This is a genomic window from Rhodococcus sp. 15-725-2-2b, assembly GCF_002259075.1.
Lineage (GTDB): Bacteria > Actinomycetota > Actinomycetes > Mycobacteriales > Mycobacteriaceae > Rhodococcoides.
On the sequence record NZ_NPFL01000017.1, the window covers coordinates 150,176 to 175,748 of the forward strand.

The 25,573-nt window shown below is 65.1% G+C and carries 23 protein-coding genes and 2 tRNA genes; 16 read left to right on the forward strand and 9 right to left on the reverse strand.

The genetic code is table 11. The features are described 5' to 3' along the window. Position 1: 1 nt before the first annotated feature. From CH306_RS18795 to CH306_RS18810, 4 genes are all read left to right on the forward strand, one after another. Entirely contained in the window at positions 2–412 is a 411-nt protein-coding gene (locus tag CH306_RS18795) for an acyl-CoA thioesterase (protein ID WP_094647514.1), read from the forward strand. 140 nt (positions 413–552) lie between these two features. Beyond that, on the forward strand, positions 553–5,391 hold the full coding sequence (locus tag CH306_RS18800; RefSeq protein WP_094647516.1) for an NAD-glutamate dehydrogenase: 4,839 nt from the start codon (positions 553–555) through the stop codon (positions 5,389–5,391). A 98-nt stretch (positions 5,392–5,489) separates the two neighbouring features. Beyond that, entirely contained in the window at positions 5,490–5,954 is a 465-nt protein-coding gene (locus CH306_RS18805) for an acyl-CoA thioesterase (protein WP_052049348.1), read from the forward strand. Further along, on the forward strand, positions 5,947–6,636 hold the full coding sequence (locus CH306_RS18810; RefSeq protein ID WP_045194580.1) for a hypothetical protein: 690 nt from the start codon (positions 5,947–5,949) through the stop codon (positions 6,634–6,636). The genes CH306_RS18805 and CH306_RS18810 overlap by 8 nt, the downstream gene beginning before the upstream one ends. On the opposite strand, the gene CH306_RS18815 is transcribed toward CH306_RS18810, so the two are convergent. Then, the gene (locus CH306_RS18815; RefSeq protein WP_094647518.1) at positions 6,633–8,216 is read right to left on the reverse strand and encodes a glycoside hydrolase family 13 protein; all 1,584 of its coding nucleotides are present in this window, start codon (positions 8,214–8,216) and stop codon (positions 6,633–6,635) included. The genes CH306_RS18810 and CH306_RS18815 overlap by 4 nt on opposite strands. Before the next feature lie 212 nt (positions 8,217–8,428). Between CH306_RS18815 and CH306_RS18820 the strand changes: the two genes are divergently transcribed. Next, a complete protein-coding gene (locus CH306_RS18820; RefSeq protein WP_032394784.1) occupies positions 8,429–8,896 on the forward strand; it encodes a cupin domain-containing protein in 468 nt (155 codons plus the stop codon). Between the two features lie 18 nt (positions 8,897–8,914). Here CH306_RS18820 and CH306_RS18825 read toward each other — a convergent pair whose 3' ends face one another. Further along, positions 8,915–9,310 carry a globin gene (locus CH306_RS18825; protein WP_032394607.1) on the reverse strand — a complete coding sequence of 132 codons (396 nt, stop codon included), beginning with the start codon at positions 9,308–9,310 and terminating at the stop codon, positions 8,915–8,917. Between the two features lie 51 nt (positions 9,311–9,361). Then, positions 9,362–10,321: a mechanosensitive ion channel family protein gene (locus CH306_RS18830; RefSeq protein ID WP_045199538.1), complete on the reverse strand. Its 960-nt coding sequence runs from the start codon at positions 10,319–10,321 to the stop codon at positions 9,362–9,364. A gap of 231 nt (positions 10,322–10,552) precedes the next feature. Here CH306_RS18830 and CH306_RS18835 point away from each other — a divergent pair, with 231 nt between their 5' ends. The 3 genes from CH306_RS18835 to CH306_RS18845 all read left to right on the forward strand — a co-directional run bounded on the left by CH306_RS18835 (position 10,553) and on the right by CH306_RS18845 (position 12,011). After that, a complete protein-coding gene (locus tag CH306_RS18835; RefSeq protein WP_176459074.1) occupies positions 10,553–11,215 on the forward strand; it encodes an HNH endonuclease in 663 nt (220 codons plus the stop codon). 81 nt (positions 11,216–11,296) lie between these two features. Further along, positions 11,297–11,548, forward strand: a complete 252-nt coding sequence (gene ctaJ / locus CH306_RS18840) for an aa3-type cytochrome oxidase subunit CtaJ (protein ID WP_032394605.1) — start codon at positions 11,297–11,299, stop codon at positions 11,546–11,548. Beyond that, positions 11,535–12,011, forward strand: coding sequence for a DUF5130 family protein (locus tag CH306_RS18845; protein WP_032394604.1), 477 nt, complete (start codon positions 11,535–11,537; stop codon positions 12,009–12,011). Before ctaJ ends, CH306_RS18845 begins: the two co-directional genes overlap by 14 nt. Positions 12,012–12,102: 91 nt before the next feature. Here the strand turns inward: CH306_RS18845 and pepN are convergent, their stop codons facing one another. Then, a complete protein-coding gene (gene pepN / locus CH306_RS18850; RefSeq protein WP_094631069.1) occupies positions 12,103–14,676 on the reverse strand; it encodes an aminopeptidase N in 2,574 nt (857 codons plus the stop codon). Between the two features lie 158 nt (positions 14,677–14,834). Here pepN and CH306_RS18855 point away from each other — a divergent pair, with 158 nt between their 5' ends. After that, positions 14,835–15,452, forward strand: coding sequence for a mycothiol-dependent nitroreductase Rv2466c family protein (locus tag CH306_RS18855; RefSeq protein WP_045194585.1), 618 nt, complete (start codon positions 14,835–14,837; stop codon positions 15,450–15,452). A 61-nt stretch (positions 15,453–15,513) separates the two neighbouring features. On the opposite strand, the gene CH306_RS18860 is transcribed toward CH306_RS18855, so the two are convergent. Further along, positions 15,514–16,176, reverse strand: coding sequence for a DUF429 domain-containing protein (locus CH306_RS18860; RefSeq protein WP_094647519.1), 663 nt, complete (start codon positions 16,174–16,176; stop codon positions 15,514–15,516). 16 nt (positions 16,177–16,192) lie between these two features. On the opposite strand from CH306_RS18860, the gene CH306_RS18865 reads away from it, so the two are divergent. Further along, on the forward strand, positions 16,193–16,672 hold the full coding sequence (locus tag CH306_RS18865; protein WP_032379225.1) for a ribose-5-phosphate isomerase: 480 nt from the start codon (positions 16,193–16,195) through the stop codon (positions 16,670–16,672). Next, positions 16,673–17,467 carry an Fpg/Nei family DNA glycosylase gene (locus CH306_RS18870; protein WP_094647521.1) on the forward strand — a complete coding sequence of 265 codons (795 nt, stop codon included), beginning with the start codon at positions 16,673–16,675 and terminating at the stop codon, positions 17,465–17,467. On the opposite strand, the gene CH306_RS18875 is transcribed toward CH306_RS18870, so the two are convergent. Both CH306_RS18875 and CH306_RS18880 read right to left on the reverse strand, forming a co-directional pair. Next, on the reverse strand, positions 17,464–18,240 hold the full coding sequence (locus CH306_RS18875; RefSeq protein WP_032394601.1) for a hypothetical protein: 777 nt from the start codon (positions 18,238–18,240) through the stop codon (positions 17,464–17,466). The genes CH306_RS18870 and CH306_RS18875 overlap by 4 nt on opposite strands. A 109-nt stretch (positions 18,241–18,349) precedes the next feature. Beyond that, positions 18,350–18,423 (reverse strand) — tRNA-Gly (locus CH306_RS18880). Positions 18,424–18,593: 170 nt separating this feature from the next. On the opposite strand from CH306_RS18880, the gene CH306_RS18885 reads away from it, so the two are divergent. From CH306_RS18885 to clpX, 5 genes are all read left to right on the forward strand, one after another. Further along, positions 18,594–18,667, forward strand: a tRNA-Pro gene (locus CH306_RS18885). Positions 18,668–18,770: 103 nt separating this feature from the next. Continuing rightward, positions 18,771–20,150, forward strand: coding sequence for a trigger factor (gene tig, locus CH306_RS18890; RefSeq protein WP_032394780.1), 1,380 nt, complete (start codon positions 18,771–18,773; stop codon positions 20,148–20,150). An 83-nt stretch (positions 20,151–20,233) separates the two neighbouring features. Then, positions 20,234–20,884: an ATP-dependent Clp protease proteolytic subunit gene (locus CH306_RS18895; RefSeq protein WP_082073666.1), complete on the forward strand. Its 651-nt coding sequence runs from the start codon at positions 20,234–20,236 to the stop codon at positions 20,882–20,884. Positions 20,885–20,931: 47 nt separating this feature from the next. Further along, positions 20,932–21,573: an ATP-dependent Clp protease proteolytic subunit gene (locus CH306_RS18900; RefSeq protein WP_008715342.1), complete on the forward strand. Its 642-nt coding sequence runs from the start codon at positions 20,932–20,934 to the stop codon at positions 21,571–21,573. 297 nt (positions 21,574–21,870) lie between these two features. Beyond that, positions 21,871–23,151: an ATP-dependent Clp protease ATP-binding subunit ClpX gene (clpX, locus tag CH306_RS18905; protein ID WP_032394600.1), complete on the forward strand. Its 1,281-nt coding sequence runs from the start codon at positions 21,871–21,873 to the stop codon at positions 23,149–23,151. 79 nt (positions 23,152–23,230) lie between these two features. On the opposite strand, the gene CH306_RS18910 is transcribed toward clpX, so the two are convergent. Then, positions 23,231–24,043, reverse strand: coding sequence for an N-acyl homoserine lactonase family protein (locus CH306_RS18910; RefSeq protein WP_256981209.1), 813 nt, complete (start codon positions 24,041–24,043; stop codon positions 23,231–23,233). Positions 24,044–24,051: 8 nt separating this feature from the next. Next, positions 24,052–25,410 (reverse strand): MFS transporter, encoded by a 1,359-nt coding sequence (locus tag CH306_RS18915; RefSeq protein ID WP_032394599.1) that lies wholly within the window; start codon positions 25,408–25,410, stop codon positions 24,052–24,054. Between the last annotated feature and the right edge of the window lie 163 nt (positions 25,411–25,573).

Below are 25,573 nucleotides of genomic sequence, written 5' to 3' on the forward strand. Positions count from 1 at the left end.
CGTGGCGGGAAAGACCTTCACCTGCACGCTTCAGGTGCGGTGGGGAGATTCCGATCGCCTCGGCCACGTCAACAACACCCGCTTCGTCGAATACCTCCAGGAAGGCCGCGTTCAGTTTCTGAACGCGGTCCTGGGAGGCTCGAAGCAACGGGGTGCGGCCGTGGTCCGAAAGCTCGTCACCGATTTTCTGCACCCGATTCTCGACGACTCCGGACCGTTGACGATCGAGCTGTGGGTCACGCGTATCGGGACCACCTCCTACGGCGTCCGGCACGTGGTGACCGACCGCGACGGAACAGTGTGCGCGGATGCCGAGTCGACGATGGTCGCGTTCGATCTCGCCACCTCGTCGTCGCGTCCTCTGGACGAGCACGAGCGGGGACTGCTCACCGAGTACCTGCACGTCGAATAGAGCCGTCGCGCAGTTCGCCACGCGCTGGGTCTGCGAGGTCACTGCGGTAACGGGGTGTTCGACACTAAGGTCGAGTAGTCATCGACGACCGGCGATCGGCGGGCGTCGGGAAAATCCTCACGAGGGAGTACTCGAACACCATGCCACGCTCGCTGGACCTGCCCGACAACGATTGGGCCGACGGGCTCGACGACCGACTCCTGGCCGAGCTGGCGACCCTGCGTGCCGAGTACTTCGAGCACGTGGACACGACGGCCGTCGGAGCGTCCGCGCACAGCCCCGACACCACGTCCTTTCATCGGCACGTCCGGTTGGCCGCGCAGCGGCGTCCCGAGACCGCGAACGTGGCGGTTCACCGACCGAGTGAGTCGAGTTCTGCCGCACATCGGGCCGCGGGCAGCTACCTGCAGATCGTCACCGACGACATGCCGCTCCTCGTCGAATCGGTCATCTCGCTGCTCTCCCGACTCGGCATCGAGTACACCGACGTGGTTCATCCCATCCTCTCGGTGGCCCGCGACGCCGACGGCAAGCTGACGGGCCTGACCGCCGACGGTCGACGCGAATCCTGGATTCACGTTCAGCTGCATCCCGCCACGTCCGAGGACGCGCTCGCCCGCGTCGAGTCGGAGGCGAGCCGGGTGTTGGCCGACGTGCGTCAAGTGGTCGGCGACACCGATCGAATGCGTCGGGTGCAGGCCGAAGTCGCCGATCTGCTCGACGGAGCGGCCCAGCGGGCCGGTGATCCGGAGTCCGACATCGCCGTCGATCATCGCGACGCCGCCGCGTTGCTGCGTTGGCTGGGCGACGGCCATTACACGCTCCTCGGCTACCGCCGCTACCGGATCGACGGAGTCGACGGCGCACGGACGGCCACCGGCGACGAGTCGAGCAGTCTCGGTGTCCTGCGCGACGCGGCGCACGAGGTGGACGGCTCGGAACCCCTCGGTCAGCGCGATCTGGTGACCCTGACGCAGGGTGCGAGTCCGGCCACGGTGCACCGCGCGGTCTACCCCTACTTCGTGAGTGTTCTCGACAACGAGAACTCCGCCGAGCACCGCTTCGTCGGCGTCTTCACCGTCACGGCGCTGCACGAGAACGTGCTCGACATTCCGGTGATCGAGCGTCGGGTTCGATCGGTGATCGCCCGCGCAGGCCACGATCTCGGGTCGTTCTCCGGTCAGGCGATGCTCGAAGTGCTGCAGTCGATGCCGCGCTCGGAGCTGTTCGCCACCTCTGCGGCCTGGCTGTTCGAGACCGCGAGTGCTGTTCTGGCACTTGGCCGTCGGCGCAAGGTCAAACTGTTCGTCCGGCCCGACGCCAGCGGCTCCTTCGTCTCCGCCCTGGTGTACCTGCCGCGCGATCGCTACACCACCCGTGTGCGCCTCGCCATCCAGGATCGGTTGCTCCGCGAACTCGGCGGTACCTCTCTCGACTACACAGCGCGCGTGACGGAATCGGACCTGGCGCTGTTGCACGTGACCGTCCGTCGCGCACCGGGAACGGCGTCGACGGAGCTCGACGCCGAGGACATCACCCGGATCGAGGCGGCGCTGACCGAGACCACCAGAACCTGGGAGGATTCCCTCGGCGACGCAGTCTCGCTCGACCGTACGGTCGACCCGCTGCGGATTCAGCGGTACACCGAGGCGTTCCCCGAGGCCTACAAGCAGGATTTCAGTCCGGCTCGGGCGGTCACCGACATCGCGCGCCTCGAAGGGCTCGGTGCCGAGTCGATCGACATGCAGCTCTACCGCAACGAGCAGTCCGCCGTTGGCAGTTGGCGGTTCTCGTTGTACATCGGCGGCGCGGGCGTCTCGCTGTCGCAGGTGCTGCCCATTCTGCAGAGCCTCGGCGTCGAGGTCGACGACGAACGACCGTACCCCGTGGTTCGGCCGGACGGAATGTCTTGCTGGATATACGATTTCGGGCTCTCCGCCTCGCGCGAGATGCTGCGCTCGGCAATCGACGGTGACATCGATGCGGAATTGTCCGAGGCAGGCACCGCCGATCGTGAGAGCCGAGTGCAGCACCGGTTCACCGACGCGTTCGCGGCGGTGTGGAGCGGCGCTGCCGAGGCAGACCGGTTCAACGAGCTGGTCATGCGCGCGGGCCTGCACTGGCGGCAGGCCGTGGTGTTGCGCGCCTACGCGAAGTATCTGCGCCAGGCCGGTTTTCCCTACAGTCAGTTCAACATCGAAGGTGTGCTGCTGACGCATCCGCGCACCGCTCGGCTGTTGGTCGGGTTGTTCGAGGCGCAGTTCGATCCCGAGGCGAGCTCGGAGGAGAACGCGCAGTCGATCGGTACCCAGCTGGGGGAACTGATCGACGAGGTCGTCAGCCTCGATGCCGACCGAATCCTGCGCAGCATGTTCGAGCTGATTCGCGCGACCTTGCGAACCAACTACTTCGTGGTGGGAGTCGACGGCGAACATCGCGAGTACCTCTCGCTCAAGTTCGACCCGCAGTCGATCGCCGAATTGCCCAAGCCGAAGCCGAAGTTCGAGATCTTCGTGTACTCACCCCGCGTCGAAGGTGTGCACCTGCGGTTCGGGGCCGTGGCTCGCGGCGGACTGCGCTGGTCGGATCGACGTGAGGACTTCCGGACCGAGATCCTCGGACTCGCCAAAGCCCAGATGGTCAAGAACGCCGTCATCGTGCCGGTCGGAGCCAAAGGCGGATTCGTCGTCAAGCGGCCCCCCGTCGTGACCGGTGACGCCGATCGAGATCGTCAGGCCCATGCCGAGGAAGGCAAGGCCTGCTACCGGCTGTTCATCGCCGGGTTGCTCGACATCACCGACAATCTCGACCGTGCCACCGGAACGGTGACGGTTCCCACCGGCGTCGTACGCCGCGACGGAGACGACACCTACCTGGTCGTTGCCGCGGACAAGGGCACCGCGACGTTCTCCGACATGGCCAACGACGTGGCCGCGAAGTACGGCTTCTGGCTCGGCGACGCCTTCGCCTCCGGTGGTTCGGCCGGCTACGACCACAAAGCCATGGGCATCACCGCCAAGGGTGCGTGGGAGAGCGTCAAACGCCACTTCCGCGAGCTCGGAATCGACACGCAGAGCCAGGATTTCACCGTCGTCGGTGTCGGCGACATGAGCGGGGACGTGTTCGGCAACGGCATGTTGCTCAGCCGGCACATTCGCCTGCTCGCCGCGTTCGATCACCGGCACATCTTTCTCGATCCCGACCCCGAGCGTGAGTCCTCGTTCGCCGAGCGGGAGCGGTTGTTCGCACTGCCGCGGTCGTCGTGGGCGGACTACGACACCTCGCTCATCAGTGCGGGCGGTGGAGTGTGGGAACGGACCCGCAAGTCCGTCCCGATCAGTGCGGCTGCACGTGCCGCCTTGGGGCTGGGCGATTCCGTGGACGCGCTGTCTCCGCCGGAGCTGGTGAACGCAATCCTTCGGGCTCCGGCCGATCTGCTGTGGAACGGCGGAATCGGCACGTACATCAAGGCATCGACCGAGACCAATGCCGAGGTCGGCGACAAGGCCAACGACATGGTCAGGGTCGACGGAATCGACGTCCGCGCCGCAGTGGTGGGGGAGGGCGGCAACCTCGGAGCCACCGCCCTGGGCCGCATCGAATACGCCGCTGCCGGAGGCAAGATCAACACCGACGCCGTGGACAACTCGGCGGGTGTCGACTGCTCCGATCACGAGGTCAACATCAAGATCCTGTTGGAAACGGCCATCACCAACGGCAACCTGGCGCGCGAGGATCGAGACGAGCTGCTCGCGTCCATGACCGACGAGGTGGGCAGATTGGTGTTGTGGGACAACATCATGCAGAACGAGCTGCTCGGCACATCGAGGTTCGACGCACCGAGCCTGGTCACGGTGCACAGTCGGGTGATCGAGGACCTGGAAGTGCGCCGCGGACTCGACCGAGAGCTCGAGGCGCTACCGACCGAGGCGGACCTGCGTCGACGCAAGCAGGACGGCCGAGGATTGACCTCGCCGGAACTGGCGACGTTGATGGCTCACGTGAAGTTGGCGTTGGAAGCGGAGTTGCTCGACAGCGAACTCCCCGACAGCGACGTCTTCGCTCCGCGGCTACCCAAGTACTTCCCCGAGCCGCTGCGCGAGCCGTATGCCGACGCGATCACCGCACATCCGCTCCGGCGGCAGCTGGTGGCCACGACGCTGGCCAACGAGGCCATCGACTGCGGCGGCATCACGTTCCCCTACAGATTGACCGAGGATTCGGGTGCGGCAGGCACCGATGCCATTCGCGCGTTCGCGGCCGCCACCGAGATATTCGGACTCGACGAGGTGTGGAACTCGATCAGGGCCGCGGACGTGCCGACAGCGGTCTCGGCCGAACTGTTGCTCGAGTCGCGCCGCATGCTCGACCGCGTCTCGCGGTGGCTGCTCGCCAACCGTCCCCAGCCGCTGGCCGTCGGAGCCGAGATCAGCCGGTACGCCGGCCAGGTGCGGGCACTGCAACCGTCGGTGTCGACGTGGATCTCCGGGCATCAAGCCAGCGACCTGGACTCGCGATCGGCTGCGGCGATCGAACGCGGCGCGCCGGCCGACCTGGCTCGTCGGATCTACGGGTTGCTCGACGTGTACTGCCTGCTCGACATCATCGACATCGCCGACATCGTGGATCGGGACGGAGCCGAGGTCGCCGAGCTCTATTTCGCCCTGGACGCGCACATCGGTATCGACTGGTTGCTCACTGCCGTCTCCAAGCTGGCTCGTGGAGATCGCTGGCACTCGTTGGCGCGCTTGGCCCTTCGCGACGACCTGTACTCCTCTCTCCGGGGAATCACGCAGGCCGTACTGGCCGGCGGCGAGCCGGAGGAGTCGGTAGCGGAGAAGATCGCGGAATGGGAGTCGACCAACTCGTCCCGGCTCGCGAGGTCTCGCGCGGCATTGACCGAGATCGCCGAGTCGGGAACCCTCGACCTGGCCACCCTGTCGGTCGCTGCCCGACAGGTGCGCAACATGGTGCCGTGACCGACATGGTGCCGTGATCGACACGGTGTCATGACCTTCCGCACCACGTCGCAACTGCCGAAAACGACGACACTCGACCGAGAAGAGGGATTGACCACGTGAGTGTGCCCGACGCCCATCTGTCCGACCAGCGACCTGCAACCGCGCGAGTGGGCTTCCATGCCACCGTGGACGTGCGGTGGTCGGACATGGATGTGTACCAACACATCAACCATGCCCGGATGGTCACTCTCCTCGAAGAGGCCCGCATTCCGTGGCTGTTGGTGGACGGGAGGCCCACGGCGAACCTGCGTCACGGAGCGGTGATCGCGGATCTGCACGTGAAGTATCGAGGCCAGCTCCGGCACGAGGACGGTCCCCTCGATGTCTTCATGTGGATCGATGCGGTGCGGGCGGTGGACTTCGTCGTCGGTTACGAGGTGCGGGCCAGGGGTGCCTCGCTGGACACCCCTGCCGCCGTCGTGGCCTCGACGCAGATCGCGGCGTTCGACATCGATGCGCAGCGGTTGCGTCGACTCACCCCGACCGAGCGCGAGTTCTTGATGAGCTGGCAGCGTGTATGAGCGCGTACTGACCGTTCCCGACGCGGTCGAGCGGGAGAACCTCGCGACGTTCTGCAGCAGGGCGCTGCGTCTGGACGAAGCTGCGGTGATCCGTATGCGGACCCGAGCGGGTGGCGGTGTTTCGTGTTGGGCAGCAACGGGTTTCGATGCGCTGGCAGCGCGGGTGATCACCGGAACCGTGGTGCCCGACGACACCAGTGCCGGTGCCGACGTGTTGGTTGCGGCGGCGGCGCAGGCGGTCGACGGTGTGATCGACCCGGGGTTCTCGATGGATTCCGCGTGGCGCGGTGCCCTGCCGCCGGACGGCGGATTCGACCATCTCGACGATGTGCCCGCCAGGGTGCTCGTGGGGCTCGCGCAACGCGGCGTCGCACTGGCCAAGGAGCACGGCAGCAGCCACGGCCCGCCGAGTTCGTTGCTCGAACAGGAAGTTCTCCACGTCGCCGGTGACGCCGACGACGTGTCGATCTCCATGCGGACGGTGTTCGCCCTCACCGCAATGGGTTTCGTTCCGCACAGTGGCAGCGATCCGTTGACCGTCGACATCGACCCGGATCGAATCGCACCCGACGAGGTCGTTCGGGTGCGCGTGTCGAAGGTGTGGCTACGCCTCGATGCCCGCTACGGGTCGATCTTCGCTCGTCGGGCCGGGCAGCAGTTGTCGCTCACCGTCGAGCGTTAGACGAGCCACGCAGCAGCGTTCGCCGGAAGTTTGCCGTCCACCAGCGGGGCACTGGCCAGCAGCAACTCGCCGGGAGGCAGCGGGATCGACTCCTCCGAGGCGTTCAGGGCACAGATCAGGCCGCCGCTTCGGCGAAACGCCAGGCAGCCGGGAGGTGATCCGTACCAATCGATTCCGGTGCCGGTGAATTCCGGACGCAGCGCCCGCAGTTCGAAGGCCGTCCGGTAGAGGCTCAGCATCGAATCGACGTCCTCGAGTTGCGCCTCGGCGGTGTACCCGTCCCACTCCGGCGGCATCGGCAACCAGGTTCGATCCGTGGAGGAGAATCCGAAGGGCGGTGAGTGTCCCTCCCAGGGCATAGGCACCCGACAGCCGTCTCGGCCACGTTCGGCATGCCCGGATCGCTCCCACACCGGATCCTGCAACGCGCTGTCGGGCAGTTGCACGTTGGGCAACCCGAGCTCGGCACCGTTGTACACGAAAATTGTTCCGGGAAGGGCCAATTCGACGAGAATCATGGCGCGGGAGCGCGCCCGACCCCGGTCCCCACCGCCGTACCGGGTGACCTCGCGCTCGACGTCGTGGTTCGACAATGTCCACGTGGGAGTTCCGGCAACCAGTTCGACAGCGGCGAGGGAATTGGAGATGGCGTCGCGGATGGTCGACGCATCGAAATCGACACTGGCCAGCCGGAAGTTGAAGCCCAGGTGCAGCTCGTCGGGCCGGATGTATTCGGAGAACCGCACGTTGTCCTGCACCCAGATCTCGCCCACGGTCACCGCGTCGGGGAATTCGTCCATGACGGCTCTGATGCGTCGATGCAGCTCGTGGACGCGAGGGTTGTTGAATCGGGGATCGTCGTCGTCGTTCTTCATCAACGCGTTCAGTTCGAGACTCATGTCGGCCAGGTCCACCGGTTTGGCCATACCGTGCGCCACGTCGAGTCGGAAGCCGTCGACGCCGCGGGAGAGCCAGAATCGCAGGGTGCGCGCGAAGTCCTCGAACACCTCGGGATTGTCCCAGTTCAGATCCGGCTGCTCGGGCGCGAAGATGTGCAGGTACCACTGGCCGGGTGACCCGTCGGGCTCGGTGATGCGGGTCCAGGCCGGGCCACCGAAGATGCTCGGCCAGTTGTTCGGTGGCTGCGAACCGTCGTCACCGCGTCCGTCTCGAAAGATGTAGCGGGCTCGTTCGGCACTACCGCGCGCAGCTGTCAGGGCCGATCTGAACCACGGGTGCTCGCTGCTGGTGTGATTGGGCACCAGATCCATCGTGACCTTGATGTCGCGCGCATGAGCCTCGTCGACCAACGCGTCGAAGATCTCCAGGTTGCCGAACAAGGGGTCGATGTCGCGAGGATCGGACACGTCGTACCCGTGATCGGCCATGGGCGACCGCGTGATGGGGCCGATCCAGACGGCGTCGATACCAAGCAGTTCGAGGTAGCCGAGCTTGTCCCGAATTCCGTCGAGGTCACCGATGCCGTCACCGTTGGAGTCCGCGAACGACCGGGGATAGATCTGGTAGAAGACGGCGTCCTGCCACCACAGCAGCTCGGAGCTTTCGATCGGATCGGTCACAAGGGGCAATAGTGCCAAACGATCGGCCGCGGAACGATTCAGGGGCGTTGGGGCACAGCGGGAGGCATGAAGTCAGGTCAACGAACAGTAAAGCTTTGTGCTCATTCACATGACCGACTCGTGCCGTTTCGTTGAGAAAGTGTTGTATGTTTCTGCTCTGGCAACCAGTAGCGGCGGAAGCCGCGCCCGACGGTGAGGACGCGACGGAAACCATGATCACTTCGACCATCGAAGCCGTACGACTCGGCGACATCGCACTCGACGACAGCCCCATCGAACCCACCTGGATTCTCGAAGGAAACCCGCAGGCGCGCCTCGCCGAGTGGTCGAAGAGCATCGACGGCACTACCACCACCAACGTATGGGACTGCACTGCGGGACGTTTCCGTTGGTACTTCGCCGTCGACGAGATCGTGCACATCATGGACGGTTCGGTGACCGTGTCCAGTGACGACCACGCACCGCGCACCCTGCTCCCGGGTGATGCTGCACTGTTCCGTGCGGGCACCTGGTCGGAGTGGCACGTCGAGAACTACGTACGCAAGCACGCCATTCTGCGCCAGCATCTGCCGGCACCCGTGAGTTTCGCACTCAAGGTGGCCGGTTCCGTTCGCGCCCGCATGGGCAACCTCAGGGCCGCTGCCGGCGGCAAGAGCCCGCAGCGGGTCGGATCGCTGTAACCCGCTGCGCTGCCGCCGTCAGATCGCCGAGTTCATCATCGAATTGGCGGCCATCTCCATGTAGTCGATCAGCTGTGCTCGGTGCGCGGAGTCCATGACCTTCGGGTCGATCGACGCGATCGCGATGTGCATGCAGCGAAGCCACGCGTCTCGCTCCATCGGTCCGATCCGAAACGGGTTGTGTCGCATCCGCAATCGAGGATGGCCGCGCTCGTCGGAATACGTCCGCGGACCGCCCCAGTACTGTTCGAGGAACATCCGCATCCGCCGTTCGGCCGGTGCCAGATCCTCCTCCGGGTACAACGGGCGCACAATCTCGTCCTTGGCGACTTCCTCGTAGAATTTCGCCGTGAGTGACCGGAACGTCTCGGCACCGCCTACCGCGTCGTAGAACGTCTGCTGCGGTTCGGTCATCACACTCTCTCTGTTCGTTCCTGGTCGGCGTCGCTCACCATCATGGTCTGTTCAGTTGCCGCGCTCGGCCACGACCCCACCCGGGCGACCCAGTGCGTACGGTGCCTTGATGTCGGCATCGTCGAATGCCTGGAGTATCTCCTGGTGGAGTCGGCGCTGCACGGCCCACTGGCGGCCCGGGCGGGTCTTGATCGTGATGCGGATGGTGACCGTGTCGGCGCTGACCGCATTGACCCCGAGCATCTCGGGCGGTTCGAGAATGTCGTCGGCGAAGTCTTTGGACTCCACCACCTTCAGCGTGGTGCGTTCGGCGACTGCGCGGGCCTCGTCGATGTTGGCCGTGTGGGACACGGGCAGATCGAGAACGGCGACCGCGAAACCCTGACTCATGTTGCCCACGCGCAACACCTCGCCGTTGCGGCAGTACCAAACCGTGCCGTTGACATCCCTGATCGTCGTGACGCGTAGCCCCACGCTCTCGACGGTGCCGGTCGCTTCACCGAGGTCGACGACGTCACCCACCCCGTACTGGTCCTCGAGAAGCATGAAGATGCCCGACAGAAAGTCTCGAACCAGGTTCTGGGCACCGAAGCCCAAGGCGACACCGACGATGCCCGCCGAGGCGATGAACGGAGCGACATTGACCCCCGCCACATCGAGCACCGAGAGCACGAACCACGTGAGAATCATGACCGAGACCGCCGACTTGAGCACCGAGCCGATCGTGTTGGCCCGTTGTTTGCGACGCTCGTTGAGAATCGCGCCCTTGACGGTGCTCGACGACCGGTCGCGGAGCGGACGCAACAGCATCGGAGACTTCCCGACGTTGTTGCGGGTGAATCGGTCGATCAGTTTGTGCAGGACCAGTCGCAGCACGATGGCGAGGACCAGATAGCCCAGAGCCTGCAGCGGACGATCGACCAACCAGTCGCGTCCGGTCTCCGTCAACTCGAAAGCTCGGGTGTCGAGATCTCGCAACAGCGACGGGTCGGGAAGGGACGATGCGGACAGGAAGGTTGATACGGACACCCGAAAAGTCTACGGAGACGTCGAGATCTCGCCAGTCACGCTGCGCATGGAGCCGCCGATCGTCGATCGTGAACGCGAGGACGCGAGATGTTCACCGTTCGGCAACAGAAAATGCCGAGAAAAAGGCTGTGCGTGGACGGTGTATTCGTGTTCCACTGTCACTCGTGTTCCACGCAAGCCATGCGCGGGCGCCGACTGTCTCTGGAGCAACGCATGAAGAACTCGCAACACCGCCATCGACAACTCCCGCCCACTGAGGGCCGCACCACGCACGACCAGCGTGAGACGGCCTCGGGGGCTTCTCCGCTGCGTGTGGTGCCGACGGCTCACACCGCCACGGGCGACGACGCCGTTCCGGCGTGGGTCAAGCGCCGTGTGCTGCTCCTCAATGCCACATTCGAACCACTGACCGCGCTTCCGATGCGCCGGGCGGTGGTTCTTCTCGTTTGTGGGAAAGCCGACGTGGTGCACGACGATCCGGAGGGCCCGTTCATTCGGTCTGCGGACTTCTCGGTCCAGGTGCCGTCGGTGATCAGATTGCGGACGTTCGTCCGTGTTCCGTACCGAGCGCGAGTGCCGATGACCCGCGCCGCGCTGATGCACCGCGACCGGTTCCGGTGCGCGTACTGCGGAAGCAAAGCCGAAACCGTCGACCATGTGGTCCCGCGTAGTCGCGGAGGTGGCCACTCGTGGGAGAACTGCGTCGCTTGCTGCGCCTCGTGCAACCATCGCAAGGCGGACAAATTGCTCAGTGAGATCGGCTGGACACTGCGCGCCCAGTTGGTGCCGCCCAAGGGTCCGCACTGGCGACTGTTGGCGACGACCAAGGAGCTCGACCCGACGTGGCTCGCGTACCTCGGTGAGGGTGCTGCCTGACGCGGTCGGGTCTGCACATTTCGGTCACAACACCGGCCCCGACGTGGTCCGACGCGCAATTGTCGACTAACGTCACACCCCGTGAGCATTTTTGAGACCACGCTGATATTCGGGGTGATTCCGGTTGCGGTGATCGGACTCCTCGGCGCGTTGTCCTACTTGACCGACAAGCAGCCCGGTATGGACGTTCCGCCCTACCGACTGACGGACGAGTGGACGCGCGAGCCATTGCTGTGGAGTGCTACGGACGAGGTGACTCCTTTCGGAGGCCACGGTTCGCACGACGCCGACACAGCCGACTCGATCGGAGGTTCCGCAAGTGGCAAGTGGTGAACTCGTCCGCAGTGACGTCAGAGAAGAAGACCTGCCCTTCGGGGCTGCGCTCACCTCGAGCGGCCGCGTCTCGGCGGCTCACGAGTTCGGGACCGCCAATCCCGAGCACCTGCCGTTCGCCACGCAGGACCTGGTTGCTCTCGACGACGCACTCACCCAAGCGATTCGGCAGACCAAGATCCGGTTCAACGTCTACATCGGTGATCTCGGCGTCGATCCGGCCGCGGGTGCGGATTCGGTGTTCCCCGGGACTCCCGATGCCGTTCGTTCGGTCCTGATCGCCGTCGACCCCAATCGGCACGCACTCGAGATCCGCACCGGCAAGCGAGTGTCCAACCGGGCGACCGACCGGGTCGCACAGTTGGGTGTCACCGCGGCCCTCGGCCCGTTCCGCGACGGAAACCTCATCGACGGTCTGGTCACCTCCGTCCGGGTGATGGCCGCGTCCATCCTGAGCCCCTAGCTCCCTTCCTCCCGACCGCGCTCGTACGACGAGGGCCGGTTGTTCCACCTCCGGGTGGAGCAACCGGCCCTCGTCGTCGGTGCCGTCGAGATCAGCTCGCGTCGAACTCCCGTGCAGCGAGAGCCCGAACGATGCCGGCCCGGCCCTCGATCACCAGGCGACGGAGCGCGGGCGGTAGGTCGCCGTCGAGGAACCCGTCCGCCGCAGCGAGGGAGTCCTCCGAGATCGACCAGGACGGGTACAGGCCCACCACGACGGTCTGCGCGACCTCACTCGAACGACGCGCCCAGACACCTTCGATGGCGTCGAAATAGCGGGCGACGTACGGTTCGAGCAGCTCGCCCTGACCTGGTCCGGCGAAGCCGCCGATGATCGAGCGGGCCGTGATGTTGGGAACCGCATCGTCGTCCACCACTGTCGTCCAGGCCTGCTCCTTGACCTCCGCGCTGGGCCGAGCGGCTCGTGCAGCCGCTGCCGACCGGGCTCCGGCGGCAGTGTTGTCCCTGGCCGCCTCGGCGTCGATCACCGGCGAGTCCAGGCCGTCGGCGTCGATCGCACCGGCACCGGCCAGCGCCGTGACGATGCGCCAGCGCAGATCGGTATCCACGCCGAGGCCGTCCAGCGACTGCCCCTCCACATCACCGTCGAGCAGTGCCCTCAGCACGTCGATGTGACGGTCGCCGAGCTCGGTGCCGGTGAGAGCATTGACGAATGCCAGCTGGTGATCCGAGCCTGCTTCGGCGCTGCGCGCCAGGTCGAGCAGTGCATCGGCGAACTCGGGGGTACCGTGCTCGGCCGCCCATGCCGGGTCGGCGTAGCTGGAGATTGCGGTCTGGGCCTGCAGCAGAAGTCGTTGCACCACACCCACTTCCGTCTCAGCGCCGATTCCCCGCTGGACGAGGGCCACGAAGTCTCGCGCCTTCATCTCGGCGGATCGAGTCATCTCCCAGGCCGCCGACCACGCGAGGGTGCGGGGGAGTGGCTCGGCGATGTCGGCGATTCGAGAGAGAAGGACATCGAGTGAATCCGGGTCGAGTCGCACCGCGCAGTACGTCAGGTCGTCGTCGTTGACCAGGACGAGCTTGCCGCGCGAGACGCCGACCAACGCATCGACGGTCGTCGACTCGGCAGCGTCGAGGTCGAGTTCGACGCGGTCGGTGCGCACCAGCTTGCCGTCGACGTCGTCGTAGATTCCCACCGCGATGCGGTGCACGCGATGCTCGCCCGCACCCGGGGCAGCACCGGTCTGCAGCACCGAGAAGCGGGTGAACTTGCCGTCGGCGTCGACGTCGAAATCCGGGCTCAAGGTGTTCAGGCCGGTGGTGCGCAGCCACTGGGCACCCCAGTCGGAGAGATCGCGTCCCGACGACTTCTCAAGAGCGGCAAGCAGATCCGAGAACGTGGCGTTGGCGAAGGCATGATCGACGAAGTACGCCCGCAATCCGGCGAGGAAGTCCTCCTTGCCGACGTACGCCACCAGTTGCTTGAGCACACTCGCGCCCTTGGCGTAGGTGATGCCGTCGAAGTTGACCTCCACGGCCGCGAGATCGGGAATGTCGGCGGCGATGGGGTGCGTCGACGGCAACTGGTCCTGACGGTAGGCCCAGGCCTTCTCGACGTTGGCGAAAGTGGTCCACGCGTTGGTGTACTCGGTTGCCTCGGACTGGCACAGCACCGAGGCGAACGTCGCGAACGACTCGTTGAGCCACAGGTCGTCCCACCACGTCATGGTCACCAGGTCGCCGAACCACATGTGTGCCATCTCGTGCAGCACGGTCTCGGCGCGCCGTTCGTACGAGTACCGCGTCACCTTGGACCGGAAGACGTAGTCCTCGAGGAACGTGACGGCACCCGCGTTCTCCATGGCACCGGCATTGAACTCGGGCACGAAGAGCTGGTCGTACTTGCCGAAGGCGTAGGGAGTGCCGAAGTTCTCGTGGTAGAAACCGAAGCCCTGCTTGGTCTCGGTGAACAGGCGCTCTGCGTCCATGTGCTCGGCAAGTGAAGCGCGGCAATAGATTCCGAGGGGAATGGTGCCGTGGTCGTCGGTGTACGAGTCGGTCCACTCCGCGTACGGTCCGGCGATCAGTGCGACGAGGTAGGTGCTCATCAACGGTGTCGTGTCGAACACGTGCTCGCCCGCCGCAGGCTCGGCGGCGTGCGCGGCATTGGAGATGACCGTCCAGCTCTCCGGCGCGGTGACCTTCAGATCGAAGGTGGCCTTGAGATCGGGTTGATCGAAGCAGGCGAACATACGCTTTGCATCGGCGGTCTCGAACTGCGAGTACAGGTAGACCGTGCCGTCCGACGGGTCGACGAAACGGTGCAGTCCCTCGCCCGTGTGCGAGTAGACGCAGTCCGCATCGATGACGAGTTCGTTGTGCTCGGCCAGATTCTCGAGCGCGAGGCCGGTCGACTCGTCGTAGTCGGCGGTATCGAGATCGGTGCCGTTGAGCGTCGCGGAGCGGATCGTGCTCGCGATGACGTCCACGAAAGTCGACGCCCCGGCGGTGGCCGCGAACGTGATGGTGGTGAGCGAGCGGAAGGTCTTCTCGCCCGGATTGCCCTCGCCGTCGGTGAGATCGAGAACGATCGCGTACTTCGTTTCCCCGATGATCGCCGAACGCTCGGAGGCTTGGTCACGCGTCAGGTTGGGAGCAACCACTTCAGTCGACACCTCTTCGTGTAGTTATGGATAGTGCCTTCCATCCCATCACGTCACGCGTGCCCCTCGCTGGCCGACGGGCCGTGCGGAATGTCTGCGCGGTGGGCGGTTGTTACGCAATGAAGAGACGTTGACCTCGACTTCCAAGGAGTAGGACAGTGGCCGGTTCAGGACAGAAAGACACTGCGGATTTTTGGTTCGACCCACTGTGCCCGTGGTGTTGGATCACCTCGCGGTGGATTCTCGAGGTGCAGCAGGTGCGAGACATCGACGTGAACTTCCACGTCATGAGCCTGGCAGTGCTCAACGAGGGCCGCGATCTGCCCGAGGAATACGCCGCGATGATGAAGAAGGCCTGGGGGCCGGTTCGGGTGGCGATCGCCGCAGCCAAACTGAAGGGCGACGAGGTTCTCGCCCCGCTGTACGCGGCCATGGGAACGCGAATTCACAACGAGGGCAACAAGGATTTCGACGTCGTGATCTCGGAGTCGCTCGCGGAACTGGATCTGCCCGGTGACCTTGCGAAGGCCGCCGAGAGCACCGACTACGACGAGGACCTGCGGACCAGTCATCACGCGGGCATGGACAAGGTGGGGCCCGATGTCGGCACCCCGACCATCCACGTCAACGGCGTGGCCTTCTTCGGCCCTGTGCTCTCCCGAATCCCGCGCGGTGAAGAAGCAGGCAAGCTCTGGGACGCGTCGGTGATCTTCGCGTCGTACCCGCACTTCTACGAGCTCAAGCGCACCCGCAACGAGGACCCACAGTTCGACTGATCGCATGACCCTCGTGCGCGGAAATTCGTACCCTGCTACGAGTTTCCGCGCACGGGGTTCGTCAGGCGACGATCCGATCCGAGCTGTCCTCGGTACCGAACGTCCGATGCTCGCCGACGTGAAACCGCCTCGCCGACCACGCCGCTGCGGCCGCGTCGAGAACATCGTCGACGGCGGGTCCGGGCGGCAGGTCCGCGAGATCGAGGTGTTCTTGCCAGCGCATCAGGGTGGACAAACGCTGCCCGGCGCCTCGGCCAGACTTCTTCGACGCGAACGTCGTCGTCGGTGACATCGCCCGGAACGAGCATTCGGGATGTACCTCGACGTACCGGTCCCGGTCGAAGTCGGCATCGAGCCAGGCCTTCACGGACGGCAGGATGTGCCACGTCTGCTTGCTGATCGCCTTGCCGGTGAGTTGCCGAGACACCGCACACGCTTCGGGATACGACTCGGCGGCGAGCACGTCGACGACCGGCGTGTGGAAGATCGAGCTCCTCGCCGTTCCGAGAAACCTCTTGGCCTCCAGTTCGCTGACGCGATAACCGCTCCGGGGCAACGACAGCGGCATGTCGACTCCCACTCGTGCGCAGTCCCGAGTCACCTCGAGCACGTCGGCCACCGACGCGCAACCGGTCCACGTCAGCGTGGTCCCGGCCGAGATCGCGACCACCCATGCGCCCTTCGCGCCGTCCACACCGGCGAATTTCTCGGCTTCGGAGTTCACCTGTCAGACTCTAGGCATGCGCGTATACCTGGGTGCCGACCACGCCGGCCTCGAGTTCAAGAATCAGATCATCGAACACCTGACGGCGACCGGGCACGAGCCCGTCGACTGCGGTGCCTTCGACTACGACCCCGTCGACGACTACCCGGCATTCTGCATCGACGCAGCACGCCGCGTAGTCGCCGATCCGGGTAGCCGCGGCCTGGTGCTCGGCGGTTCCGGAAACGGCGAGCAGATCGCCGCCAACAAGGTGCCCGGCGCTCGCTGTGCGTTGGCGTGGAGCGTCGAGACCGCGAAGTTGGCCCGCGAGCACAACGACGCTCAGCTCATCGGCATCGGCGGCCGCATGCACACGCTGCCCGAAGCCCTCGCGATCGTCGACGCCTTCCTCGGTACCCCGTTCTCGGGCGAGGAGCGCCACCAGCGTCGCATCGACATCCTGTCCGAGTACGAGCGCAGTGGCGAGGCACCCGAGGTGCCGGGAAAGCCCGCATAGGTGCCCGAGGGTCACACTCTGCACCGACTGGCTCGGTTGCACGGACGTCGGTTCGGCGGGGCACCGGTTCGGGCGAGCAGCCCACAGGGGCGGTTCGCCTCCGGTGCCGCGCTGATCGACGGCCTCGTCCTCGAGAAGGCCGAGGCCTGGGGCAAGCATCTGCTGCATCGGTACGAGTCCGATCTGATCGTTCACATCCATCTCGGTCTGTACGGGAAGTTCACCGAACAGGCTGTGCCGCTGGACGATCCGGTCGGTGCCGTGCGATTGCGCATGGTGGGGGAGAAGTACGGTGTCGACCTGCGCGGCCCCACCGCCTGCGAGATCTACACCGAGGAGCAGGTCGACGCCCTGGTGGCGCGCCTGGGACCGGACCCGCTGCGTAAGGACGCCGATCCGGACGCAGCGTGGGCGCGAATCTCCAAGTCGCGCACGGCAATCGGCTCGTTGCTGATGGATCAGAAGGTGCTCGCCGGAGTCGGCAACGTCTACCGCGCCGAGATCCTGTTCCGGCACGAGATCAACCCCATGCGGCCCGGCAAGGACCTCGATCGAGCCGAGTGGGATGCGATCTGGTTCGACCTCGTCGACCTCATGGCGATCGGTGTCCGACGCGGGCGCATCATCACCATCCGGCCCGAGGACGATCACGGCGACACTTACGGTGCACGGCGACCGCGGTCCTACGTCTACCGCAGGCAGGGGTATCCCTGCCGGGTGTGCGGAGCCGACATCCTGCACTCGGTGATGCAGGCTCGAAACCTGTTCTGGTGCCCGGTCTGTCAGGCGACCTAGAACCCGCCGAAGTCGCCCCCACCGCCGAAGTCGGCTCCGCCGTCGAACATGCCCCCGCCGCCGTCGTCCATCGCACCGTATTCGGTGTCGCCGCCGGAGTAGTCGTCGCCGCTGCCCCCGTCGGAACCGTCGGCCCCCATGTCTTCGCCTGCCGCGGTCTCCTCCGGCACCCCGGCCATGCCGGAGAACATCGCCGAGAACAGGAACATCGAACCCATTCCCCATGCACCTGCCACCAAGGCCGGCCGCCACCACGGCTCGGAGTACCAGCCCGCGGGTACCGGACGACCCGCGACTCGGCCACCGGGGTAGTAGTTCGGGGTGCGATCGGACGGATCCGGCGATGCCGCGATCTCACGGCCCTCGAAGTCGACCTTGCGATCCTCGGTGACTCGACCCGCCTGCTGCTGGCCGTCGATGCCCTGGACCTCCGGGCCCGGGTCCATGCCCATCGCCAGGCGGGCGGCGCGGATGTAGTAGAGACCCTCGAGCGCCGTCTGCTTGGCCAGTCGGGCCTGTTCGGGGGTAGTGGCCTGGTCGATCTGCGAACCGGCGGCGATGTTGCGTTCGGATGCGTCGGCCAGGGCCTGCTTGGAGGCGGTGTCGGTGCCGATCAGGTTGTAGACCTGGCCGCCGAGACGCTCGATCGACTGCCGGGCATCGGCCTTGGCGTCGGCCAGCGCGGTTTCGGCGGCCGCGGCCGAGTTCTTCTTGCTTCGCAGCACCAACAGGGCCACTGCGGCGATGACGATGACGATCAGGACGATTTCCACTGCGGACCTTCCGCCGACGATGCATGCCCGGTTCGTACGGACAATTCGGACACCGTCCAGGGTACGCGGACACGAAAAAGCCCCGCACCAGGAGTGCGGGGCCTTTCGGTGGAGCCGATGACGAGAATCGAACTCGCGTAGCCTGTTTGGAAGACAGGGGCTCTACCATTGAGCTACATCGGCGTGCAAACAACAGTCGTGGGATCGCCAGTTCCGTCGCCTGCGTTTCAAGACTGTACCCAACGCCGACGCCGGATTCCAAACCGGCCCGCCGCGAGCGGTTCGTCCGAACGTCATCGGTGGGGCGCCCACGGGGGGCTACTATCGGTTGCTGTTCAATGGTGTCCGTACGACGGGGTGTGGCGCAGCTTGGTAGCGCATCCGCTTTGGGAGCGGAGGGTCGCAGGTTCAATTCCTGTCACCCCGACAAAAGAGAGCCGCAGGCACGGCTCGCCGTGTTCGTGGCGAGCGAGAGCAGACAGCACACCGGAACCACCAGCAAGCAAGAACCACCAGAAGGAGCATGCCCCGTGAAGAGCACCGTCGAGCAGCTGAGCCCGACGCGAGTCCGTATCAACGTTGAGGTGCCCTTCGAGGAGCTCAAGCCTGATTTCGACCGCGCGTACAAGGCTTTGGCTCAGCAGATCCGCCTCCCCGGCTTCCGTCCCGGCAAGGCTCCGGCCAAGTTGCTCGAGGCTCGTGTCGGCCGTGGTGCGGTTCTCGAGCAGGTCGTCAACGACGCTCTTCCCTCCCGCTACTCCGAGGCCGTGACCAACGAGAAGGTCAAGGTCATCGGCCAGCCCGAGATCGAGATCACCAAGATCGAGGACGGTACCGAGCTCACGTTCACCGCCGAGGTCGACGTCCGCCCCGAGATCGATCTGCCCGACTACTCGACCATCAGCGTCGTCGTCGATCCGCTCGAGATCAAGGACGAGGCCGTCGACGAGCAGCTGCAGTCGCTGCGCCAGCGTTTCGGCACCCTGACCGGTGTCGATCGTCCCGTCCAGTCGGGCGACTTCGTCTCGATCGACCTCTCGGCCACCGTCGACGGCGAGAACGTCGAAGAGGCAACCGCGAGTGGGCTGTCCCACGAGGTCGGCTCCGGCCAGCTCATCGAGGGACTCGACGACGCGATCATCGGCGTGTCGGCCGACGAGTCGAAGGAATTCACCTCCACTCTCGTTGCCGGTGAGTACGCAGGCAAGGAAGCCGTCGTCACGGTCAAGGTCGTGTCCGTCAAGGAGCGCGAGCTGCCCGAGGCCGACGACGAGTTCGCTCAGCTGGCCAGCGAGTTCGACACGTTCGACGAGCTGCTCGCCGATCTGAGGACCCGCGTCGAGCGAGTCGCGAAGGTCGAGCAGGCCGGTCAGATTCGCGACAAGGTGCTCGAGACGCTGCTCGACACGATCGAGATCCCGGCTCCCGAGGCCGTCGTCAAGGCCGAGGTCGATTCCCAGGTGCACGAGGCCATCCACGGCCTCGACCACAACGAGGAAGCACTCGCCGAGCTGCTCGAGTCGCAGGGTTCGAGCCGCGAGGAATTCGACAAGGACGTCAAGGAAGGTGCCGAGAAGTCGGTGCGCACCCAGCTCCTTCTCGATGCGATCGCCGAGGCCGAGAACACCCAGGTCGGGCAGGAAGAGCTCACCGAGCGAATCATCTTCCAGGCGCAGCGCTACGGCATGCCGCCCGAGCAGTTCATTCAGCAGGTGCAGCAGGCCAACCAGCTCGGTGCCGTGTTCGCCGATGTCAAGCGCGGTAAGGCGCTGGCTTCGGTCGTCGAGCGCGTCACCGTGACCGACACCACCGGCGCGAGCGTCGACACCGCAGAGCTGTTCGGCAGCCCCGCCGATGCTCCCGACGAGGTCGAAGCAGCAGATTCTTCCGAGGGCGAACAAGAGAAGTAACGCTCACAGCGAACGACGGCGGTTCCGGGACTCCGGAGCCGCCGTCTTTCGTTAGTGTCTGTGTCAGGAACCAACGATTTGTTATGGAAAAGGCAGGTACCGTGACTGTTCAGAATCCGGCGGCTTCGCACCAGCAGAGTCCCGTCATGACTTCGGCTGCAGCAGGGCTGAATCTCAGCGACTCCGTGTACGAGCGTCTGCTTCAAAACCGCATCATTTTCCTCGGTACCCAGGTCGACGACGACATCGCCAACAAGTTGTGCGCTCAGATCCTGCTGCTCTCGGCCGAGGACCCCACTCGCGACATCGCGCTGTACATCAACTCGCCCGGTGGCTCGGTCACCGCGGGTATGGCCATTTTCGACACGATGGAATTCGCCGAGTGCGACATCGCGACCTACGGAATGGGTCTGGCTGCCTCGATGGGTCAGTTCCTGCTCTCTGCCGGTGCCAAGGGCAAGCGCTACGCCCTGCCCCACGCGCGCATCATGATGCATCAGCCTTCGGCCGGTATCGGCGGCAGTGCCTCCGACATCGCCATCATGGCCGAGCAGTTCGCGCACACCAAGCGTGAGATGGCTGAGCTCATCGCCCAGCACACCGGCCAGACCGTCGAGCAGATCACCGAAGACTCCGATCGTGACCGCTGGTTCACGGCGCAGGCGGCCAAGGAATACGGGTTCGTGGACCACGTCGTCAGCCGTGCGCGGCAGGCCGGCGGAATCGGCGAGTAACTCGGCCGCTCCCGGCGACCCTCGATCACTTACATCTTGGAGAAACGATGACAAACCTGTTCGACCCCAATCAGCTGCCGTCCTCCCGATACATCCTGCCGTCCTTCGTCGAGCACTCCAGCTACGGCGTGAAGGAATCGAACCCGTACAACAAGCTGTTCGAGGAGCGCATCATCTTCCTCGGCGTCCAGGTCGACGACGCGTCCGCCAACGACGTCATGGCGCAGCTGCTGGTGCTCGAGGGCCTCGACCCCGACCGAGACATCACGATGTACATCAACTCGCCCGGTGGCTCGTTCACCTCGCTGATGGCGATCTACGACACGATGCAGTACGTCCGCGCCGATGTTGCGACCGTCTGCCTCGGCCAGGCCGCGTCGGCCGCGGCCGTCCTGCTCGCCGCAGGCACTCCCGGTAAGCGTGCGGCGTTGCCCAACGCGCGCGTGCTGATTCATCAGCCCTCGAGCGGTGGCATTCAGGGCCAGGTGTCCGACCTGGAGATCCAGGCCGCCGAGATCGAGCGCATGCGTCGACTCATGGAGACCACCCTCGGCCGCCACACCGGCAAGGATCCCGACGTCATCCGCAAGGACACCGATCGCGACAAGATCCTCACCGCGGAACAGGCGAAGGACTACGGAATCATCGACACCGTGTTCGAGTACCGCAAGCTCTCTGCCCAGAAGTAGCAGAGCGAGTATCACCGGTCGGACCTGACGGGTCCGGCAGAAGATTCCGACGCCGGGCGTGAGTGTGAAACTCCGCCCGGCGGTCGTGATCGACGACCCGAATGGTCCATTCGACGAAATCGGGTGGCGAATCACCGGAAACAACCCGCCCATGTTCGGCGAACACGGGTACCGTCGCATCCAAGAACTCGGTCGACCGAAGTCGGCATGACGACAGACCGAGAAGTAGCCCACGAAGGTTTCGGCCACACCCGGTCGGCGTGGGTCGTACGCGGACAAGGAAGTAGGAACCTCCGAATGGCACGCATCGGTGACGGTGGCGATCTGCTGAAGTGCTCCTTCTGCGGCAAGAGCCAGAAGCAGGTCAAGAAGCTCATCGCTGGACCAGGGGTGTACATCTGCGACGAGTGCATCGACCTCTGCAACGAGATCATCGAAGAGGAATTGGCCGAATCGAGCGAGGTCAAGCTCGACGACCTCCCCAAGCCCTCCGAGATCAAGGACTTTCTCGAGAACTACGTGATCGGTCAGGACGCTGCCAAGCGCACGTTGGCCGTAGCGGTCTACAACCATTACAAGCGCATCCAGGCCGGTGACAAGGCACGCGACGTGCGAGGCGAATCCGTCGAACTGGCGAAGTCGAACATCCTGATGCTCGGACCGACGGGGTGTGGAAAGACGTACCTCGCGCAGACCCTGGCCAAGATGCTCAACGTGCCCTTCGCCATCGCCGACGCCACCGCGCTCACCGAGGCCGGATACGTGGGCGAGGATGTCGAGAACATCCTGCTCAAACTGATCCAGGCCGCGGACTACGACGTCAAGCGCGCCGAGACCGGCATCATCTACATCGACGAGGTCGACAAGATCGCTCGCAAGAGCGAGAACCCGTCGATCACGCGTGACGTGTCCGGTGAAGGCGTGCAGCAGGCGCTGCTCAAGATTCTGGAAGGAACTCAGGCCAGCGTGCCGCCGCAGGGTGGGCGCAAGCATCCGCATCAGGAGTTCATCCAGATCGACACCACCAACGTGCTCTTCATCGTCGCCGGTGCATTCGCCGGACTCGAGAAGATCGTCTCCGATCGGGTCGGCAAGCGCGGGCTCGGATTCGGAGCCGAAGTTCGCTCGAAGGCCGAGATCGACACGCAGGATCACTTCGCCGAGGTCATGCCGGAGGATCTGATCAAGTTCGGTCTGATTCCCGAGTTCATCGGGCGACTGCCGATGATCGCGTCGGTGACGAACCTGGACAAGGAGTCGCTGGTGACGATTCTGTCCGAGCCGAAGAACGCGCTCGTCAAGCAGTACCGCCGGTTGTTCGACATGGACGGCGTCGAGCTCGAGTTCACCACCGAGGCCCTCGAAGCGATCGCGGACCAGGCCATTCTCCGAGGAACCGGTGCTCGTGGACTGCGCGCGATCATGGAAGAAGTTCTGCTTCCGGTGATGTACGACATCCCGAGCCGCGACGACGTGGAGAAGGTCGTCGTGACTGCCGAGACCGTGAACGACAACGTGCTGCCGACCATCGTGCCGCGCAAGCCCGAGCGTCCGGAACGCCGCGACAAGTCTGCCTGATACGCGTCGACCGAGCTGCCGAACAACGACGAATCCCCGACCTCATCGCGAGGTCGGGGATTCGTCGTTTTCGCTGTGTTCAGCCGATGATCACCGCGTGCGCGCCGGGAACGTCGGTCAACGCGGCGAATCGGTCTAGAACCAGGGGGTCGTGGCCGGGCACGACGGTACCGGAGCCGGCGGCGAGCTGTCGGATTCGGTCGAAGGCCCCGTACATGTCCGGCAATGCATGCAGGATCGCGAACGGGCTGTCGTCCTCGAAGTTCTCGTAGAAGTGACTGGCGTCGGAGGCCAACACCACCGGGCCGCGGTCGGTGTCCACCCTGACCACCTGCATGCCTGCAGTGTGTCCGCCGACGGCGTGCACGGACAGCCCGGGGAACAGGTCGAGATCGCCGTCGACGAGGTCGAGTCGACTGCCGCGATCGGCGGTTTCGATGTGTTCGGTGTCGGCTCGCGAGTGCAACCAGTGCTCTCGGGTGATGCGGGCGGCCCACGGCCCGGTCCAGTACTCGAGCTCCCTGCGCTGCACCACGTATCGTGCGATCGGGAGCTCCGCGACGACCCCGGTGTGGTCGTAGTGCAGGTGGGTCAGGATGCAGGTGCCGATGTCGTCCGGTGTCAGGCCGAGCTCGCCGAGTAGGTCGATCGGCGATCCGTGATAGTCGAGCCCGTCGACAGATTCTGCTGTGGCAGCGGATATTCCGGCGTCGATCAGCACCGTGTTGTTCTTCGAGAGGGCGAGCCACACGTAGTAGGCCACCGTCTGGCTTTCGGTACTGCGTTCGTCACGTTGGTGAAAGAGGTTGCCGCGCATTGCCGTTCGACTGGCATACTGCAGGGCGAGCACCGTCCAGGTGCCCGCCGCTGCAGGTCGAAGTGCGTCGATCACGATGTCGGTCAGACCGACGCGACGCGCGCGCTGTCGGTGGTGCGGGTCCGAACACCGAGCTCGTCGGTGGGGGTACGGAAGGTCTCCTTCGATGTCGCGACGATCACGACGTTGATGGTGCAGAAGACCGCGGTGACGATCGCGACGGGTAGCCACGCACCGATCTCGGCTCCGGCGATCGCGCCCGCGATGGTCGGCGCGAATCCTGCGATGGCGAAACCGATCTGGGTTCCCAGTGCGGTTCCGGTCAGGCGGACCCGGGCCGGGAACATCTCACCGTAGAACGAGGGCCAGACGCCGCCGGTGGCGCTGTGCACGAAACCGAACATCACGATGCCGAAGACGAAGATGAGAACGTAGTTGCCGCTCGAGATGGACCACAGGTAGCCGAACATCAGGATCGCGCAGCCGATGGAGCCGAAGAGGAACACCGGCTTGCGACCGATGCGATCCGACAGTGCACCGAAGAAGGGCAGTGCGAACAGTGCGACGACGTTGGCGAGAACGCCGACCCACAGCATGGGGGTGCGTTCGAGGCCGACGGTGTTCACGGCGTAGGACAGCGCGTAGACGGTGAAGATGGTGCTGACCGAGGCGATGACTGCGGCCAACATGACGCGGACCACGGCCGACCCATGCTCGCTGAGCAGTTCGGCCACGGGCAGGCGCTGCGGCTCGGTCGAGGCCTTCTCTTCCTCGAAGACCGGGGTCTCGTCGAGCGAACGGCGGATGACGAAGGCGGCGACGACGACGAAAGCGCTGAGGAAGAACGGGATTCGCCAACCCCAGCTGAGCAGTGCCTCCTCGGGGAGCATGGCGACGGGCAGGAACACGGCGGTGGCGAGAATCTGTCCGCCCTGAGTGCCGCTGAGGGTGAAGCTGGTGAAGAACGCGCGCCTGTTGTCCGGGGCATGTTCGAGCGTCATCGAGTTCGCTCCGGCCTGCTCGCCACCGGCGGAGAATCCCTGGCACAACCGAAGCAGCACCAGGATGATGGGAGCGGCGATGCCGATGGATTCGTACGACGGCAGGACGCCGACGCCCAGGGTGGCGATTCCCATCAGCAGGACGGTGGCGACCATGACCTTCTTGCGTCCGTACCGATCACCGATGTGGCCGAGGACCAGTGCGCCGAGCGGCCGTGCGAGGTATCCGACGCCGAAGGTGGCCAGGGCCAGTAGGGTGCCGGTCGCCGGGTTGGAGCCCGGGAAGAACACGCGGCCGAAGACGAGCGCGGCGGCCGTGCCGTAGATGAAGAAGTCGTAGTACTCGAGGGCGCTTCCGACCCATGCGGCTGTTGCCGCTTTGCGCGGGTTCGCCCCGGGGCGAAGCGGCGTCGGGTGGGTGCCGGGGGTGTGCGAATCCATCGTTCTCGTGTCTCTCTTCGTGAGGCGGGGGAGCGTAGGCGCTGGTCGACGACGCGTTCTCGGCAATCGGACCGCTAATGTACTAAATGGTTAACACCGGGTGCCTCTGAATACTGAACGTGATCCATGCCACGTGTCAACCCCTGACGTGACGAGACCTACC

What these genes read in the sequence shown, in the direction of transcription:
- CH306_RS18800 (WP_094647516.1), top strand. Translation starts at nt 553, where the DNA reads ATGCCACGCTCGCTGGACCTGCCCGACAACGATTGGGCCGACGGGCTC.
- CH306_RS18820 (WP_032394784.1), top strand. Translation starts at nt 8,429, where the DNA reads ATGATCACTTCGACCATCGAAGCCGTACGACTCGGCGACATCGCACTC.
- CH306_RS18825 (WP_032394607.1), bottom strand. Translation starts at nt 9,310, where the DNA reads ATGACCGAACCGCAGCAGACGTTCTACGACGCGGTAGGCGGTGCCGAG.
- CH306_RS18835 (WP_176459074.1), top strand. Translation starts at nt 10,553, where the DNA reads ATGAAGAACTCGCAACACCGCCATCGACAACTCCCGCCCACTGAGGGC.
- CH306_RS18865 (WP_032379225.1), top strand. Translation starts at nt 16,193, where the DNA reads ATGCGCGTATACCTGGGTGCCGACCACGCCGGCCTCGAGTTCAAGAAT.
- CH306_RS18895 (WP_082073666.1), top strand. Translation starts at nt 20,234, where the DNA reads ATGGAAAAGGCAGGTACCGTGACTGTTCAGAATCCGGCGGCTTCGCAC.
- CH306_RS18900 (WP_008715342.1), top strand. Translation starts at nt 20,932, where the DNA reads ATGACAAACCTGTTCGACCCCAATCAGCTGCCGTCCTCCCGATACATC.
- clpX (WP_032394600.1), top strand. Translation starts at nt 21,871, where the DNA reads ATGGCACGCATCGGTGACGGTGGCGATCTGCTGAAGTGCTCCTTCTGC.
- CH306_RS18915 (WP_032394599.1), bottom strand. Translation starts at nt 25,410, where the DNA reads ATGGATTCGCACACCCCCGGCACCCACCCGACGCCGCTTCGCCCCGGG.